This window comes from Actinocatenispora rupis (genome assembly GCF_016861975.1).
GTDB classification, from domain to species: Bacteria; Actinomycetota; Actinomycetes; order Mycobacteriales; family Micromonosporaceae; genus Actinocatenispora; species Actinocatenispora rupis.
Genome location: NZ_BOMB01000001.1, coordinates 347,531 through 362,159, shown reverse-complemented (window position 1 = coordinate 362,159; position 14,629 = coordinate 347,531). Strand labels below are relative to the sequence as shown.

The 14,629-nt window shown below is 74.2% G+C and carries 15 protein-coding genes; 9 read left to right on the top strand and 6 right to left on the bottom strand.

Annotated features, from left to right (window positions below):
* The first annotated feature begins 12 nt into the window (after positions 1–12).
* The 5 genes from Aru02nite_RS01625 to Aru02nite_RS01605 all read left to right on the top strand — a co-directional run bounded on the left by Aru02nite_RS01625 (position 13) and on the right by Aru02nite_RS01605 (position 4,910).
* Positions 13–1,155 carry a CaiB/BaiF CoA transferase family protein gene (locus Aru02nite_RS01625; protein ID WP_203654256.1) on the top strand — a complete coding sequence of 381 codons (1,143 nt, stop codon included), beginning with the start codon at positions 13–15 and terminating at the stop codon, positions 1,153–1,155.
* Between the two features lie 101 nt (positions 1,156–1,256).
* Positions 1,257–1,829: a TetR/AcrR family transcriptional regulator gene (locus tag Aru02nite_RS01620; RefSeq protein WP_203654254.1), complete on the top strand. Its 573-nt coding sequence runs from the start codon at positions 1,257–1,259 to the stop codon at positions 1,827–1,829.
* A gap of 84 nt (positions 1,830–1,913) precedes the next feature.
* The gene (locus tag Aru02nite_RS01615; protein WP_203654252.1) at positions 1,914–3,134 is read left to right on the top strand and encodes an LVIVD repeat-containing protein; all 1,221 of its coding nucleotides are present in this window, start codon (positions 1,914–1,916) and stop codon (positions 3,132–3,134) included.
* A 55-nt stretch (positions 3,135–3,189) separates the two neighbouring features.
* Positions 3,190–3,729: a G/U mismatch-specific DNA glycosylase gene (mug, locus tag Aru02nite_RS01610; RefSeq protein ID WP_203654250.1), complete on the top strand. Its 540-nt coding sequence runs from the start codon at positions 3,190–3,192 to the stop codon at positions 3,727–3,729.
* Positions 3,726–4,910: a hypothetical protein gene (locus Aru02nite_RS01605; protein ID WP_203654248.1), complete on the top strand. Its 1,185-nt coding sequence runs from the start codon at positions 3,726–3,728 to the stop codon at positions 4,908–4,910. Before mug ends, Aru02nite_RS01605 begins: the two co-directional genes overlap by 4 nt.
* A gap of 9 nt (positions 4,911–4,919) precedes the next feature.
* On the opposite strand, the gene Aru02nite_RS01600 is transcribed toward Aru02nite_RS01605, so the two are convergent.
* Entirely contained in the window at positions 4,920–5,327 is a 408-nt protein-coding gene (locus tag Aru02nite_RS01600; RefSeq protein ID WP_203654247.1) for an MMPL family transporter, read from the bottom strand.
* Here Aru02nite_RS01600 and Aru02nite_RS01595 point away from each other — a divergent pair.
* Entirely contained in the window at positions 5,326–6,066 is a 741-nt protein-coding gene (locus tag Aru02nite_RS01595) for an SDR family oxidoreductase (protein ID WP_203654246.1), read from the top strand. The genes Aru02nite_RS01600 and Aru02nite_RS01595 overlap by 2 nt on opposite strands.
* A gap of 112 nt (positions 6,067–6,178) precedes the next feature.
* On the opposite strand, the gene Aru02nite_RS01590 is transcribed toward Aru02nite_RS01595, so the two are convergent.
* The 3 genes from Aru02nite_RS01590 to Aru02nite_RS01580 form a co-directional block, all read right to left on the bottom strand.
* Complete coding sequence (locus tag Aru02nite_RS01590; RefSeq protein WP_203654245.1) at positions 6,179–7,477, bottom strand: GAF domain-containing protein; 1,299 nt, start codon at positions 7,475–7,477, stop codon at positions 6,179–6,181.
* Positions 7,478–7,642: 165 nt separating this feature from the next.
* Positions 7,643–8,413, bottom strand: a complete 771-nt coding sequence (locus tag Aru02nite_RS01585; protein WP_203654244.1) for an enoyl-CoA hydratase/isomerase family protein — start codon at positions 8,411–8,413, stop codon at positions 7,643–7,645.
* Between the two features lie 148 nt (positions 8,414–8,561).
* Positions 8,562–8,789 (bottom strand): helix-turn-helix domain-containing protein, encoded by a 228-nt coding sequence (locus Aru02nite_RS01580; protein WP_203654243.1) that lies wholly within the window; start codon positions 8,787–8,789, stop codon positions 8,562–8,564.
* Positions 8,790–8,923: 134 nt separating this feature from the next.
* Here Aru02nite_RS01580 and Aru02nite_RS01575 point away from each other — a divergent pair, with 134 nt between their 5' ends.
* Entirely contained in the window at positions 8,924–10,180 is a 1,257-nt protein-coding gene (locus tag Aru02nite_RS01575; protein ID WP_203654242.1) for a hypothetical protein, read from the top strand.
* Between the two features lie 15 nt (positions 10,181–10,195).
* On the opposite strand, the gene Aru02nite_RS01570 is transcribed toward Aru02nite_RS01575, so the two are convergent.
* Positions 10,196–11,191 (bottom strand): ArsR/SmtB family transcription factor, encoded by a 996-nt coding sequence (locus Aru02nite_RS01570; RefSeq protein WP_203654241.1) that lies wholly within the window; start codon positions 11,189–11,191, stop codon positions 10,196–10,198.
* A gap of 55 nt (positions 11,192–11,246) precedes the next feature.
* Here Aru02nite_RS01570 and Aru02nite_RS01565 point away from each other — a divergent pair, with 55 nt between their 5' ends.
* Entirely contained in the window at positions 11,247–12,524 is a 1,278-nt protein-coding gene (locus tag Aru02nite_RS01565; protein ID WP_203654240.1) for an MFS transporter, read from the top strand.
* Positions 12,521–12,976: a GNAT family N-acetyltransferase gene (locus tag Aru02nite_RS01560; protein WP_203654239.1), complete on the top strand. Its 456-nt coding sequence runs from the start codon at positions 12,521–12,523 to the stop codon at positions 12,974–12,976. Before Aru02nite_RS01565 ends, Aru02nite_RS01560 begins: the two co-directional genes overlap by 4 nt.
* Before the next feature lie 18 nt (positions 12,977–12,994).
* Here Aru02nite_RS01560 and Aru02nite_RS01555 read toward each other — a convergent pair whose 3' ends face one another.
* Positions 12,995–14,617: an ABC-F family ATP-binding cassette domain-containing protein gene (locus Aru02nite_RS01555; RefSeq protein ID WP_203654238.1), complete on the bottom strand. Its 1,623-nt coding sequence runs from the start codon at positions 14,615–14,617 to the stop codon at positions 12,995–12,997.
* Positions 14,618–14,629 lie beyond the last annotated feature (12 nt).

The window sequence follows — 14,629 nt, the reverse complement described above, 5'->3', positions numbered from 1 at the left end:
GGAGCGCGCGCGATGGCTGGTCCACTCGACGGGATCCGGGTGGTGGAGCTGGCCGGGATCGGCCCGGCGCCGTTCGCCACGATGCTGCTCGCCGACCTCGGCGCCGACGTCGTACGGGTCGACCGGCCCGGCGGCCGCTCCACCCCGGTCGACGCCGGGCACCGGATCCTGGGCCGTGGCAGGCGTTCGCTCGCCGTCGACCTCAAGCACCCGGACGGCGTCGCCGTCGTACTCCGGCTCGTGGGGACCGCCGACGCGCTCGTCGAGGGGTACCGCCCGGGTGTGGCCGAACGGCTCGGTGTCGGCCCCGAACCGTGCCTCGCCGCCAACCCGCGCCTGGTGTACGCGCGGATGACCGGGTGGGGGCAGGACGGTCCGCTGGCGCAGCGCGCCGGGCACGACATCGACTACATCGCGCTGGCCGGCGCGCTCAGCCTGGTCGGCCGGCGCGGCGAGGCGCCGACCGTACCGCTGAACCTGATCGGCGACTTCGGCGGCGGCGGGATGCTCATGGCCGTGGGCGTACTGGCCGCCCTGCTCGGCGCCCGTACCACCGGACGTGGCCAGGTCGTCGACGCGGCGATGGTCGACGGTACGGCGACGCTGCTGTCCATGCTGCTCGGCCTGCGCGCCGCCGGGATGTGGGGCGAGCGGGGCGGCAACCTGCTCGACGGCGGCGCCCCGTTCTACGACGCGTACCGGTGCGCCGACGGCGGGTACGTCGCGGTCGGCGCGCTGGAGGACCCGTTCTACCGCGAGCTGCTGGCCGGGCTGGGCCTGGCCGACGATGCGACGTTGCCGCCGCGGGACGATCCGGCGCAGTGGCCGGCGTTGCGGGAACGGCTGGCCGCGGCGTTCGCCACGCGTACCCGGGACGAGTGGGCGGACCGGTTCGCCGGCACGGACGCCTGCGTCGCCCCCGTACTCGACCCGGACGAGGCGGCCGACCATCCGCACCTCGCCGCCCGCGGCACGTACCGGCGGGACGGCGGGCTGCTGCAACCGGCGCCCGCGCCGCGCTTCTCGGTGACCCCGCCGTCGGTGCCGGAGCCGGCGCCGGCGATCGGTGCGCACACCACCGCGCTCCTCGCCGAGCTCGGGTACGACGAGGCCGCCCGCGCCGCGCTCACCGCATCCGGCGCCGTAGCCGGCTAGCGTCCGCCGAGCCGGCCGGTTGGCGCGGAGCTGCGCGGACACGCCCTAGCAATCCGTACGTACGGATTGCATTCGGCCGGTCCGGCTGTCAGGATCGACAGGTGCCCCGGGTCAGCCAAGAGCATCTCGACGCGCGCCGCAACCAGATCCTGACCGGTGCGCGGGCCTGCTTCGCCCGGCACGGGTACGAGGGGGCCACGGTCCGGCGCCTGGAGGAGGCGATCGGCCTGTCCCGTGGTGCGATCTTCCACCACTTCCGGGACAAGGAGTCGCTGTTCCTCGCGGTCGCCGAGGACGACGCGGCCACGATGGTCGCCACCGTCGCCGACAACGGCCTCGTCCAGGTCATGCGGGACATGGCGGCGCGGGCGCACGAGCCGGAGATCACCGGCTGGCTGGGTACGCAGCTGGAGGTGTCGCGCCGGCTGCGGACCGATCCGCTGTTCGCGAAGCGCTGGGCGCAGCGCAGCGACGCGATCGCGCAGGCCACCCGCGAGCGACTGGAACGCCAGCGCGAGGCGGGCGTGCTGCGCGCCGACGTACCGATCGACCGGTTGCAGCGGTTCCTGGAGCTGGCGCACGACGGTCTGGTGCTGTACCTGGCGATGGGGCGTTCGGTGGACGACATCGAACCGGTGCTGGACCTCATCGAGGAGGCCGTCCGCCGGCGCTGAAAGTTTCCAACGGGACATCGCCTGCCTGGTGCACATTTCCGTGCTGTTTCGCTAGGGTGCGGACAACTCGCACGGAGGTGATCGATGAACGACCGACCCCGGTGGTCCCGTCGGAACGTGTTCGTCGGCGGTGCCCTGGCAGGCCTCGCCGCGACCGGAGTGGCCGCGTTCGGCGCGCCGACCAGCGCCCTGGCCGAGACGTACCCCGAGCCGGTGGAGCTGGCCGCGGACGCGTTCCGGCTCACGGCCGGGCCGTCCAACACCGCGCTGCTGCACCGCCTCGACCGGCTGCTGCCGGTGACCCGGGTGACCGACGTACTGGACGGAGCGGACCGGGTCGGCGCCGCCGCCACCCCGCACGCGAACGGCCTGACGCGGGCGTTCACGTGGAACGACGAGGACGGTGCCACCGAGCTGTGGTACCCGCAGGGCGTCAGTACGAGCGCCGACGCCCACCCCAGCGGCCGGTACGACGGGCGCACCGTGATCTTCGCCAGCTGGTACTCGAAGAGCACGGCGCCGGACATGGGTTCGCGGGTGTCGTTCATCGACTACTCGAACCCGGCCGCGCCCCGCTACCGGCACGTCCTGCTGGTCGAGCCGTACGTCGACGACGCGGGCAACGCCGACTTCCGGGCCGTACCGGTGCACGCCGGCGGCATCATCGTGTACGGCCACCTGCTGTTCGTGGTCGACACCTGGAACGGGTTCCGGGTGTTCGACCTGCGGCACGTCTGGCAGGTCGACGACACCGACCCGACGGCGGTCGGCCGCGCGGACGACGGCACCTACCGCGGCTACGGCCACGCGTACGTGCTGCCGCAGTCGGTCGCGTACCTGTCGTCGACGGTCGACGGGGTCGAGCCGCTGCGCTACTCCTGCTGCGGGCTGGACCGCAGCGGGCCGACGCCGAGCGTCATCGTCGCGGAGTACAACGTGGAGGGCGAGGACCGGACGGGTGCGGGCGCCCGCGTCGTACGGTTCCCGCTGGACCCGTACGGTCCGCTGTTCGCCACGGAAGGCGACGGGCAGGTGCACGGCACCGAGGCGTACCAGGTGTTCGTGCGCAGCGTGCAGGGCGGCGTCGCGCACGGCGGCCGGTTCTTCCTGTCCCGCAGCAACGGCACGACCAACTACAGCGGGCTCGTGACGTTCACCGCGGGGACCGCGCCGGCGCTGGCGTCCGAGTCGATGCCGGTCGGCACCGAGGACCTCGCGTACTGGCCCGGCCGCGACGAGGTCTGGACGCTGTGCGAGCACCCCGGCAAGCGGTTCGTCCTGGCGGTCCGGGCGTCCGCGTTCTGAGTACGACGGCCCGGCCGGTCGCGGACCCGGCCGGGCCGCGTGTCATCGTGCTCGGGTGCGACCCACCCCCGAGCAGCTCGCCGCCGCCGCGGACGGCACCCTCCCGGACGTCGTCGCGCCCGGCCTGACCGTCCTGTTCTGCGGCATCAACCCCAGCCTGTACTCGGCGGCCACCGGCCACCACTTCGCCCGCCCCGGCAACCGCTTCTGGCCGGCGCTGCACCGTTCCGGGTTCACCGACCGGCAGCTCGCCCCCGCCGAACAGCACCTCCTCCCCCGGTACGGCCTGGGTGTCACGAACGTCGTCGACCGGGCCACCGCGAAGGCCGCCGAACTGTCCGCCGCGGAGTACCGGGAGGGCGGGGTGAGGTTGGTGGCGAAGCTGGCGCGGCTGCGGCCGGCGTGGCTCGCGGTGCTCGGCATCACCGCGTACCGGGCGGCGTTCGGTGCGCCGGATGCCGGGGTGGGGCCGCGAGACGAACCGCTCGGCGACACCCGGGTGTGGGTGCTGCCGAGCCCGTCCGGGCTGAACGCGCACTGGGACCTGCCCGCGCTGGCCGCGGCGTACGCCGAGCTCCGGGCGGCGGCGGCATGATCCTGCGCTCCGCCACCGACCTGCGTCCGAGCACCGAGACCGAGCCGACGTACCTGCGCCGCGACGGCGACACCCTCACCGTACGGCGCGGCGGTGCCGTCCGGCGGTTGCCGCTGACCGGCCCCGACGCCGTCGACGAACTCGTCACCTACGAGTACGAGCAGCGCGGGGCGCGCGGCGCACCGTACCGGAAGTTCGGGTTGCTGGTACGCAGCGGGGACCGGACGGTCGCGCACCTGGGTCGGGCGCTGAGCCCGATGTGGGACACCGCCGAGGTACGGCGCTTCGCCGGGGAGTGGGGACTGCGGGCCCGGCACGCGCACTTCTCCGACAACGCCGCCTTCGCCGAGAAGTACCCGAAGGTCGAGCGGGCGAACGTCACCACCAGGCCCGGCACCGTCGGCGGCTGGCTGATGGTGCTGATGGTCGTGGTCGTGCCGATCGCCGGCGCGGTCGGCGGGCTGGCCGGGCTCCAGGCCCTCGCCGAGGTGACCGGGCTGGCGGAACGCCCGGGGATCGACACGGCGTTGTTCGTGCCGGGAGTCGCGCTCGGCGGGGTGGGCTGCCTGTTCCTGTTCTTCGCCGCCGTCGACCTGGTACGGCGCACCACCGCGGCGCTGCGCGCCCGCACGGTACGCGACGGTGCGCTGCGGCCCACCCCGCGCCGCGGCGTCACCCGGCTCACCGTCGACCGCGCCGAACTCGTCCTCACCGCGCCCGACGGCGTCCGGCTCGTCCTGCCCCGTACCGCGGTGCTCCGGCCGTACCGGGTGTCCACATCGGACGGTGAGACCGGCCTGTACGTCGACGTCGACGGCCGCACCGCCCTCGCCGTACGGTGCGGGTTCGCGCCCGGCGACGTGACCCGCTTCGGCGCCGCCACCGGCGTACCGGTCGGGGACGAGGTCACCGCCTCCCCCGGCGCGCACCAGCTCCGCCTCGGCACCCTCGACCCCGACGCGGTCGTCACGCCGCGCCAGTCCCCCGGCTTCTTCACCGTCACGGTCGGCGCCACCGTGCTCGGCGTCCTCGCGTACACGCCGCTCGTGGTGGGGCTGGTCCTGCTGCTCGGGCTGTTCCTGCCCGAACCCGTCGTCCGCATGGTCGGGTTCCTGGCCGGGCTGGCGCCGCTGCCGCTGCTCGGACCCGTGTCGTACCGGGTGATGCGGCGGCGCTCGTAGCCGGGCGCCTCAGCTCGGCCGGCCCGCCGGCTCGCGCTCGGCAGCGACGGCGGAGCGCTCCAGCGCCGCGCCCGCCACGTCCAGCGACGGCAGCCACCGCGGCAGCTGCCTGGCCCCTGCCGAGCAACGCCGTCGGTACGCCACCGTCCGTACCACGATCGCGTCGAGCACCACGCCCGCGGCCGGCGCGAACGCGATCGGCCTGATCGTCGCGTCCCCCTCCGGTACGAACCCGGCGAACACCCCGAACATGATCGACGCGGCGGCCAGTACGACCGGCACGGCCTGGGGGAACCCGGCCACGATCGCGTCCCGTGGCCGGGCGCCGTGAGGGTGCGCCTCGTGCATCCGCGACGCCAGGAACACCGGGTAGTCCATCGCCAGACCGAACGGCACCAGGCCGTAGGCTCGGCGCATGGATCTCGGACTCTCCGACGCCGTGTACGTCGTCACCGGCGGCACCGACGGCCTCGGCTTCAGTACGGCGCGGGCGCTGGTGGACGACGGCGCGCGCGTGGTGGTGTCGTCCCGCCAGGACGACAAGGTGGCCCGCGCGGTGGAACGGCTCGGCGGCGCCGACCACGCCGTCGGGGTGGTCGCCGACCTGGCCGCCGAGGACACCCCGGCCCGGCTGGTCGCCGCCGCGACCGAGCAGTACGGGCGGCTCGACGGTGCGCTGCTGTCCGTGGGCGGCCCGCCCGCGACGACGGCGGCGAGCGCGACGGACGAGCAGTGGCGTACCGCGTTCGACACGGTGTTCCTGGGTGCGGTGCGGTGCGCGCGGGTGGTGGCCGGGGCGCTGACCGCCGGCGGCGCCATCGGGTTCGTGCTGTCCTCGTCGGTGAAGGCGCCGATCCCCGGGCTCGGCATCTCGAACGGGCTGCGGCCCGGCCTCGCGATGGTGGCCAAGGACATGGCGGCCGAGTTCGGCCCGCGCGGCGTCCGTACGTTCGGGCTGCTGCCCGGCCGGATCGCCACGAACCGGATGGTCGAACTGGACGCCGGCGGCACCCCCAAGGTCGCCGGCATCCCCCTCGGCCGCTACGGCGACCCCGCCGAGTTCGGCCGCGTCGCCGCGTTCCTGCTCTCCCCTGCGGCCAGTTACGTGACCGGCAGCATGATCCCGGTCGACGGTGGCGCGCTGCCCGTCCTCTGACCGGAAACCCTTGGTACCGAGCCGATTCCGGTGTGGCCGCCCCGATGGTACGGATCAGGGCGGCCACACGGCGCCCGGCCACAGCCGGACAGGCGGCCGGACAGCACGGACGTTAACCACGCGAGGGTTGCAACGGCGTTGCGTACGCACCGAGCTCGGCGTCGAGCCGGGCCAGCCGGGCCACGAACCGTGCACGCCGCGGTGACGTCGCCGGCAGTACTGCCAGGCAGGCGTGCAGTGCCTCCACGTCGTCGCCGCCGAGCTCGCTGCCCGCGTACCGGACGAGCAGGTCCGGGTCGCCCGCCCGGAGCACCGCGGACCGCAGCGACACCGCGAACTCCTCGCGCAGCTCCCGTACCGCGGGAGCTTCGGAACGCGGCAGCACCGGGCCGGGCGCCATCGTCAGCGCGCGCCCCGGCACGCCCCGCGCCACGAGCGCCCGCGCCTCCGCCAGGTCCGTCGTCACCGGCCGCCCCAGCCGGTACGGCCGGGACCGCAGCGCCAGCTCCGGCAGCAGCGCCCGCAGCCGCGACAGCTCCGCGCGTACGGTCACCGGCGCCGCCTCACCCGGGTACAGCGCCAGCGCCAGCTGCTCCGCCGTACGCCCGGCCGGGTGTTCGGTCAGGACGAGCAGCAGCTCGGCGTGCCGCTGGCTCAGCTCCACCGTCCGGTGCCCGAGCGTGAGCCGGCCGGTACCGCCGAGCACGCTGAGCCGCGCCGGCGCCTCCGGGTGTACCCGGCCGCCGGTCAGCCGGTGCACCCGCAGCTCGCTCTCCACCGCCGCCACCGTGGCCCGGACCAGCGCCAACGTGGGCGGGGCGGCCACCTGGTCACCGCCGGTCACGTCGATGACGCCGATCAGCGCGCCGGTGTCCGGGTCGTGCACCGGAGCCGCCGAGCAGCTCCACGACGCGACCGGACTGGCGAAGTGCTCCGCCGCGAAGATCTGTACGCAGTGGTTCAACGCCAGCGCCGTACCGGGTGCGTTGGTGCCGGCGTGCCGCTCGTCCCAGTTCGTCCCCGGTACGAAGTGGATGCCCTCGGCGAGCGAGCGCACCGTGCGGTCGCCCTCCACCCACAGCAGCCGGCCCGCCTCGTCGGCCACCGCGACGATCAGCCCGGCCGCGCCCGCCGCGTCCACCAGCAGCCGGCGTACGACCGGCATCGCCGCCGCCATCGGATGATCCGCCCGGTACTCCCGCAGGTCGTCGTACGCGAGGTCGAGCGGCGGCGGCGCCCCGTCCGGGTCGACCCCGCTCGCCTTCGACCGCCGCCACGAGTCGGCGACCACGCTCCGTACCCCGTCGGGTGTCGCCCCCGTCGACACGAACCGCTCGCGTGCCACGGACAGTTCACGGGACAGGTCGACCGGGTCGCACCCGTTCGGCCACGCCACCCACATATCGCTCATGTACGCCTCGTCCACCCCAGGACCGACGATGCGACCGCCATCAGGCCCACCGCTGACGGGGACGCCAGATCCCCCCGGCCGGCATCGTTGAGCGATGAGTTTCCCGTACCGTCGCGGTTCGGGTCAACGCGGCGTTAACCCACCAGAGACCTTGACCATTTATCGCTATTCGCCATGGCCGGCGAGTTCGGCGATCCGGCGCGCCTGCGCCTCGCGTTCGGCCGTCTCCTGCTCGGCGAAGCCACGACCGGCGGCGGCCAGCAGCAGCGCCTTCGTCTCGACGACGGCACCGCGGGGCGCGGCCAGTACGGCGGCGGTCAGGTCGTTGGTGGCCGCCGCCAGCTCCGCGGCCGGTACGGTCACCGTCGCCAGCCCCATACGCTCAGCCTCGGCCGCACCGACCCGGCGACCGGTCACGCAGATCTCCAGTGCGCGGCCGTACCCGACGAGTTCGACGAGGCGCTTCGTGCCACCGAGGTCGGGCACCAGGCCCAGGCTGGTCTCGGCCATCGCGAACCGGGCGTCGTCGGCCAGAATGCGCAGGTCACAGGCGAGAGCGAGCTGGAACCCGGCGCCGACCGCGTGCCCATGCACCGCGGCGACCGTGATCAGGTCCGGCCGGCGCAGCCAGTCGAACGCCTCCTGGTACCCCGCGATCACGGTGCTCACCTCGTCCGCCGGCAGCTCCGCCAGCTCGGCGAACGTCAACCCACCCGGTACGGACGCGCCGGTCAGCGCGGCGGTGTCCAGCCCGGCGGAGAACCCGCGGCCCGCGCCCCGTACGACGACGACTCGCACGTCGCCGGTCAGCTCCCGGCCGATCTCGCGCAGCCGGGCCCACATCGCCGGAGTCTGCGCGTTGTACACCGCGGGGCGGTTGAGCGTGATGGTGGCGACGCCGGCCTCGACCGACACGAGTACGTCGTCCTCGGGCACCGGAGCTCCTCCTTGACGTACGGACGGGAGCAGTCACGGTACCGGGACGGAGGCAGCGACGCACGGGCCGGCGCGCGCAGGCGGAACCGGTCGGACCTGGCCGGGCCGGCCGGCCGGCGCGACACGCCCAGCCAGCCGGTGACGGTCGTCAGGACTTCTTGCGACGGCGAGCGCCTCCGCGCTGGCGGAGCTGCACGCCGGACTCGGTCAACACCCGGTGGATGAACCCGTACGAACGGCCGGTCGAGGCCGCGAGGGAACGGATGCTCTCCCCGCCGTTGTACCGTTTGACCAGGTCCTTCGCCAACGTCTGACGTTCGGCGCCGACGATCCGCCGCCCCTTCTCCGTGCTCGTGGTGGTGCCGGTGGCAGCCATATCGATCCCTCACGTTTCACGGTGAGTGGTCCAACGGCCCCCGTTGGACCGTCATGAACGATCATGCGGCACGAGCACCCCTCCCGCCAACCGAACACGCACTTGCTGTCGCCTACCCGATACCGTGATCGGCCGTGACGGACAGCGAGCAGCCCAGATCCCCCGGCCACCAGGTACGCGACCTGGTCGTCTGGACCGTACTGACCGGTCTCGGCCTGGTCGCGGTGCTGGTCGGCGCCCGGCACGCGGCGCTCGGCACGCAGGCGGCACCGTTCCTCGGGCGGTACCGGGTGGCGCCGGGTCCGTGGCTCGCCGTGGCCGCGCTGCTCGCCGTCGCCGTCCTCCTCGTGGCCTGGCGTACCCGGCGGGCGGCGCCGCCGTTCGGTCTCGTCCAACTCGTCTCGTACGGCGCGGCGCTGGCCTGGACGCTGACCCTGTCGGCCGGCGCCGGGCTCGGCGCGCGTACGGGAGAGGCCGGGGTGGCGGCCGGGTCGCCGCTGGCGTACCTGCGGGACTTCGTGGACCGGCACGCCGCCGCGGCGCACGGGCATCCGCCGGGTCCGGCGCTGCTGCTGTGGGCGTTGCGCGAGGCCGGGCTGCCGGTGGCGTTCACGGTCACCGCGCTCGGCGCCCTGGCCGTACCGCTGGCGCTGGCCGCCGTGCGCAACGTGGCGGGCGACCTGCCCGCCCGCCGGTACGCGCCGGTGCTGGTGCTGGCGCCGTACCTGCTGTTCCTGGCCGGTAGTCCGGACGGGGTCGCCGCGGCGCTCGGCGCGGGCATGGTCGCGGCCGGCGCGCGGGCGAGCGACCGGCGCCGTACCGGATGGCCGGCAACCGGCTGGGCGCTCGGGTGCGGGCTGCTGCTCGGCCTCGCCGGGATGGCCAGCTACTCCGTGGTCTGGCTCGGCGTCTCCGTCGTCCTGCTGTACTTCGCCCGCCGCCGCGCCTTCCTCAACGTCGCCACCGGGCTCGGCGCGCTCGTCGTACCGGTGGTGGCGGCGGCGCTCGGGTTCAGCTGGCCGGCCGGGCTGCTCACCGCGCACGCCGGCTTCACCAGCCGACCCGCCTCCGAGCTGCTGTGGGGCCCGGTCAGTCTCGTCACGTTGCTGCTGGTCGCCGGGCCGCCGCTGGTGGCGAGCATGCGCAAGATGCGCAACACGCCGGGCTGGCCGTGCCTGGTCGGCGCCGGCATCGCCGTCGCGTTCTCGGTCGTCGCCGGGGTCGCGCACGGCGGGGCGGAGACCGCGTGGCTGCCGTTCATCGGGTTCCTCACGCTCGCGGCCACCGCACCGGAACGCCAGGCCGGCCCACCGGTACCGGCGCCGCTGCTGCTCACCGCCGTCGGCGCCGGCACCGCGCTCGTCCTGGCCGCGATCCTCACCCCCGCCTGACCGCGCCGGATCGGCTCAACGGCGCGGGATCTCGGGTACGAGAGGGGCGGCGAGACGGTCGCCGAGGGCGCTGCGGGCGTACAGGACGGCGCGGCCGCTGCGGGCACGGGTGAGCAGGCCCGCCGCGTACAGGACGGCGAGTTGCTGGCTGACCGCAGCGGCCGTGATCCCCAGCCGGTACGCGAGTTCGGTGGTGCTGGCGGGGTGTTCGAGCAGGGCGAGCAGCCGGGCCCGGGGCGCGCCGATCAGCTTGGCCAGGGCCGCCTCGGTGGGCGGTTCCGCGGACTCCCACAGCGTCGACCGGCCGCGCGCCGGGTACGAGATGACCGGTGGACCGTGCGGGTCGATGACCGTCATCGCGCCGCGGGCGAACACGCTCGGTACCAGCGGCAGCCCGCGTCCGTCGACGGCCACGGTGTGCCGCTCCGGCCGGCTGGACTGCCGGACCGTGAGGACGCCGTCCGACCAGGACACCCGTTCGTGCAGGTCGGCGAAGAGTGCCTGGGCGCCACCGGCGGCGAGGCGCCGGCTCCGGTAGACGATGTCGGCGTCGAGGACCGCCCGAAGCCGCGGCCACCACGGCCGTACGCAGCGGCGCCAGTAGCGGTCGAGGACGGTGGCGATCCGGTCGGTCAGCGCGTCGGGGTGTTCGGCGCCGCCGTCGAGTACGGGTGGCAGCCGGTGCGGACCGTACGCGGCGAGGATGTCGTGCCAGGCGACGGCGCCCGGGGTGGCGCGGATGGTGGCGAGTTCGTCGGCGAAGCGCGGCGCCGTCGCGCGCGGGCGCGGGGTGAGGAAGTCGGGCAGCCACCGGCGCGGCGGCATCATCGCGTACAGCAGCTCGACGTCCTCGGGATTGAGCCGGTCGGCGACGTCGTCGTGCCAGGGCAGCCGCGGCGCGTACACGCCGGGCAGGACGAGAGCGCGGATGCTGAACACGGTCTCCTGGACCGGCGAGTACGCGAACCACATCGCCGCGAGATCGGTCACACCCAGTCGAAGCTGCAACATTAGGCACCAGACTAAATGCATTGCCGCTCCGCGCGGCGCTGGGTGGGCTGGAGGCATGACCACCGCGCCCCCGGACACCCCCGCGACCGTGACCCTGCGTACCAGGTTGGTCGGGTTGCTGCCCGACGACCGGGTGACCCGGCGGCTGGCCGTGCAGACGCTGGTCAACACGCTCGGCAACGGGCTGTTCATGACCACGAGCGCGGTGTTCTTCACCCGTTCGGTGGGGCTGTCCGCGGTACAGGTCGGGTTGGGGCTGACGATCGCGGGCGCCTGCGGGGTGGCCGCGGGCATGCCGCTGGGGCAGCTCGCGGACCGGCTCGGCGCCCGCCGGATGCTCGCCGTGCTGTACCTGGCGCAGGCGGTCGGGCTGCTCTGCTACGCGCTGGTCGGCTCGTTCCCGGCGTTCCTGGTGGTGGCGTGCCTGGTGACGATGCTCGACGCGGGCGGCCGCGCGGTGAAGAACGCGCTGCTGGCGACGGCGCTGCCGGCGGAGAGCCGGGTCCGCGGCCGGGCGTACCTGCGGGCGGTGACGAACGTGGGGATCGGTGCCGGGTCCGCACTCGCCGCGTTCGCGCTGCAGATCGACACCCGGACCGGCTACCTGACGCTCATCGCGGTCGACGCGGCGACGTTCGTGGTCACCGCGCTGCTGCTGCGCGGCCTCCCCGCCGGTACTCCCGCGCGCGGTGCGGACCGCCCGAAGCCGGCCCGCCGGTTCGGCGCCCTGAGCGATCCGGCGTTCCTGGCGATCACCGCGCTGAACGGCGTCCTGGCGATCCAGTTCAGCCTGATCGACGTGACGGTGCCGTTGTGGGTGGTGGGGCACACGAAGGCGCCGGCCGCGGTCGTCTCGGCGATCATGCTCACCAACACCGTCCTGATCGTACTTTTCCAGGTCCGCGCCACCCGCGGCATCGACCGGCCGGCGCCGGCCGCACGGGTCGCCCGCCGGTCCGGGCTGCTGCTCGCCGCCGCGTGCGTCGTGTTCGGGCTGGCGCACGGGCTCGGCCCGGTGTGGGCCGTCGTGGTCCTGGTCGGCGCCGCGGTGATCCAGGCGGTCGCCGAGATGCTGTCGTCGGCGGCCGGCTGGGCGCTCAGCTACGAACTCGCCGACCCCGCGGCCCCCGGCGCCTACCAGGGGTTGTACAACTCGGGCTTCGCCGCGGCGTCGATGATCGCGCCGGCGCTGACCACCGGTACGGCGATCCGGTTCGGGTTGCCGGGCTGGCTGCTGCTCGGCGCGATGTTCGCGGTCGCCGGCGCCGCGCTCGTACCGGTGACCCGCTGGGCACTGGCCACCCGACCGTCCACTGTGGAGGGAACCGCATGACCGAGCCGCTCACCGTACGGCAGGCGCACCGGGCCGACGTCGCCGCGATCGTCGCGATGCTCGCCGACGACCCGCTCGGCGCGACCCGCGAGGCGCCCGACGACCCCGCGCCGTACCTCGCCGCGTTCACCGCGATCGACGCCGACCCGAACCAGTACCTGGCGGTCGCGGAGGTCGGCGGCGAGCTGGTCGGCACGCTGCAGCTGACGTACCTGCCGGGGCTGTCGCACCGCGGCGCCTGGCGCGCCCAGATCGAAGCCGTACGCGTCGCCCGGTCGCACCGCGGCGGCGGCCTCGGTACCGCACTGGTGCGGTGGGCCGTCGACACGGCCCGCGAACGCGGCTGCCACCTGGTGCAACTCAGCTCGAACGCCAGCCGTACCGACGCGCACCGCTTCTACACCCGGCTCGGCTTCACCGCCAGCCACGTCGGCTTCAAGCTGACGCTCTGACGTACCAGGGCGGCGGGGTCAGGCCAGCTCGACGAGTTCGAGCAGGTCGTCGCTCCAGGCGTCCTCGTCGCCGTCCGGCAGCAGGATCGCCCGGTCCGGGCGGAGCGCCTGCACCGCGCCCGGGTCGTGGGTGACCAGCACGATCGCGCCGGGGAACCGGGCGATCGCGTCGAGCACCTGCTCTCGGCTGACCGGGTCGAGGTTGTTCGTCGGCTCGTCGAGGAGCAGCACGTTCGCCCCGGACGTGACGAGCTGCGCCAGCGCCAGCCGGGTCTTCTCGCCGCCGGAGAGTACGCCGGCGGGCTTGTCGACGTCGTCGCCGGAGAACAGGAACGCGCCGAGGATCTTCCGCAGCTCGGTGTCGGTCTGCTTCCCGCCGTTCTCCGAATCGGCGCTGCGCATGTGATCCAGCACCGTACGGTCCACGTCGAGCGTCTCGTGCTCCTGCGCGTAGTACCCGATGCGCAGGCCGTGGCCGGGCACCAGCTCGCCGGTGTCGGGCTGCTCGGACCCGCCGATCAGGCGCAGCAGCGTCGTCTTGCCCGCACCGTTGAGACCGAGGATGACCACCCGCGAGCCGCGGTCGACGTTCACGTCGACGTCGACGAACACCTCCAGCGACCCGTACGACTTGGACAGGCCGCGGGCGGTCAGCGGGACCTTCCCGCACGGCGCCGGCTCCGGGAAGCGCACCTTCGCGACCTTGTCCGAGACCCGGACCTCGTCCAGCCCGGCGATCAGCTTCTCCGCGCGGCGCGCCATGTTCTGCGCGGCGGTCGCCTTGGTGGCCTTGGCACCCAGCTTCGCCGCCTGCGCCTGGAGCGCGCCCGCCTTGCGCTCGGCGTTCGCCCGCTCGCGACGCCGCCGCCGCTCGTCGGTCTCCCGCTGCTCCTGGTACTTCTTCCACCCCATGTTGTACGCGTCGACCACGGAGCGGTTGGCGTCCAGGTACCACACCTTGTTGACGACGTCGGCGAGCAACTCGACGTCGTGGCTGATCACGATCAGGCCGCCCTTGTGGCCGGACAGGAAGCCGCGCAGCCAGGTGATCGAGTCGGCGTCGAGGTGGTTGGTCGGCTCGTCGAGCAGCAGCACGCCGTTGTCGGCGCCCTCGGAGAACAGGATCCGGGCCAGCTCGATCCGCCGCCGCTGACCACCGGACAGCGTCCGCAGCGGCTGGGCGAGGGCGCGGTCCGGCAGCGACAGGTTCGCGCAGATCCGGGCCGCGTCGGCCTCCGCCGCGTACCCACCGAGGGCGGCGAACCGGTCCTCCAGGTTGCCGTACCGCCGGACGAGCTTGTCGCGCTTCGCGTCGTCGGCCGTCTCGGCCAGCGCGGTCTGCAGCTTGTCCATCTCGGCCATCAGGGTGTCCAGGCCGCGGGCGGACAGCACCCGGTCGCGCCCGGTGACGTCGAGGTCCCCGGTACGCGGGTCCTGCGGCAGGTAGCCGACGGGGCCGCGGCTGTCGACGGATCCCGCGTACGGCTGGCCCTCGCCGGCGAGGACCTTCAGCGTGGTGGTCTTGCCGGCGCCGTTGCGGCCGACCAGGCCGATCCGGTCACCGGGCTGCACCCGCAGCGTCGTGTCGGACAGCAGGATGCGGGAACCGGCGCGCAGTTCCAGGCCGTTGACGGTGATCATCGCTCAAACGCT

Excerpts from the sequence above, each read along its gene's own strand:
- Aru02nite_RS01570 (WP_203654241.1), bottom strand. The coding sequence starts at position 11,191 with ATGTTGCAGCTTCGACTGGGTGTGACCGATCTCGCGGCGATGTGGTTC.
- Aru02nite_RS01600 (WP_203654247.1), bottom strand. The coding sequence starts at position 5,327 with ATGCGCCGAGCCTACGGCCTGGTGCCGTTCGGTCTGGCGATGGACTAC.
- Aru02nite_RS01560 (WP_203654239.1), top strand. The coding sequence starts at position 12,521 with ATGACCGAGCCGCTCACCGTACGGCAGGCGCACCGGGCCGACGTCGCC.
- Aru02nite_RS01565 (WP_203654240.1), top strand. The coding sequence starts at position 11,247 with ATGACCACCGCGCCCCCGGACACCCCCGCGACCGTGACCCTGCGTACC.
- Aru02nite_RS01580 (WP_203654243.1), bottom strand. The coding sequence starts at position 8,789 with ATGGCTGCCACCGGCACCACCACGAGCACGGAGAAGGGGCGGCGGATC.
- Aru02nite_RS01555 (WP_203654238.1), bottom strand. The coding sequence starts at position 14,617 with ATGATCACCGTCAACGGCCTGGAACTGCGCGCCGGTTCCCGCATCCTG.
- Aru02nite_RS01590 (WP_203654245.1), bottom strand. The coding sequence starts at position 7,477 with ATGAGCGATATGTGGGTGGCGTGGCCGAACGGGTGCGACCCGGTCGAC.
- Aru02nite_RS01605 (WP_203654248.1), top strand. The coding sequence starts at position 3,726 with ATGATCCTGCGCTCCGCCACCGACCTGCGTCCGAGCACCGAGACCGAG.
- Aru02nite_RS01625 (WP_203654256.1), top strand. The coding sequence starts at position 13 with ATGGCTGGTCCACTCGACGGGATCCGGGTGGTGGAGCTGGCCGGGATC.
- Aru02nite_RS01615 (WP_203654252.1), top strand. The coding sequence starts at position 1,914 with ATGAACGACCGACCCCGGTGGTCCCGTCGGAACGTGTTCGTCGGCGGT.
- Aru02nite_RS01595 (WP_203654246.1), top strand. The coding sequence starts at position 5,326 with ATGGATCTCGGACTCTCCGACGCCGTGTACGTCGTCACCGGCGGCACC.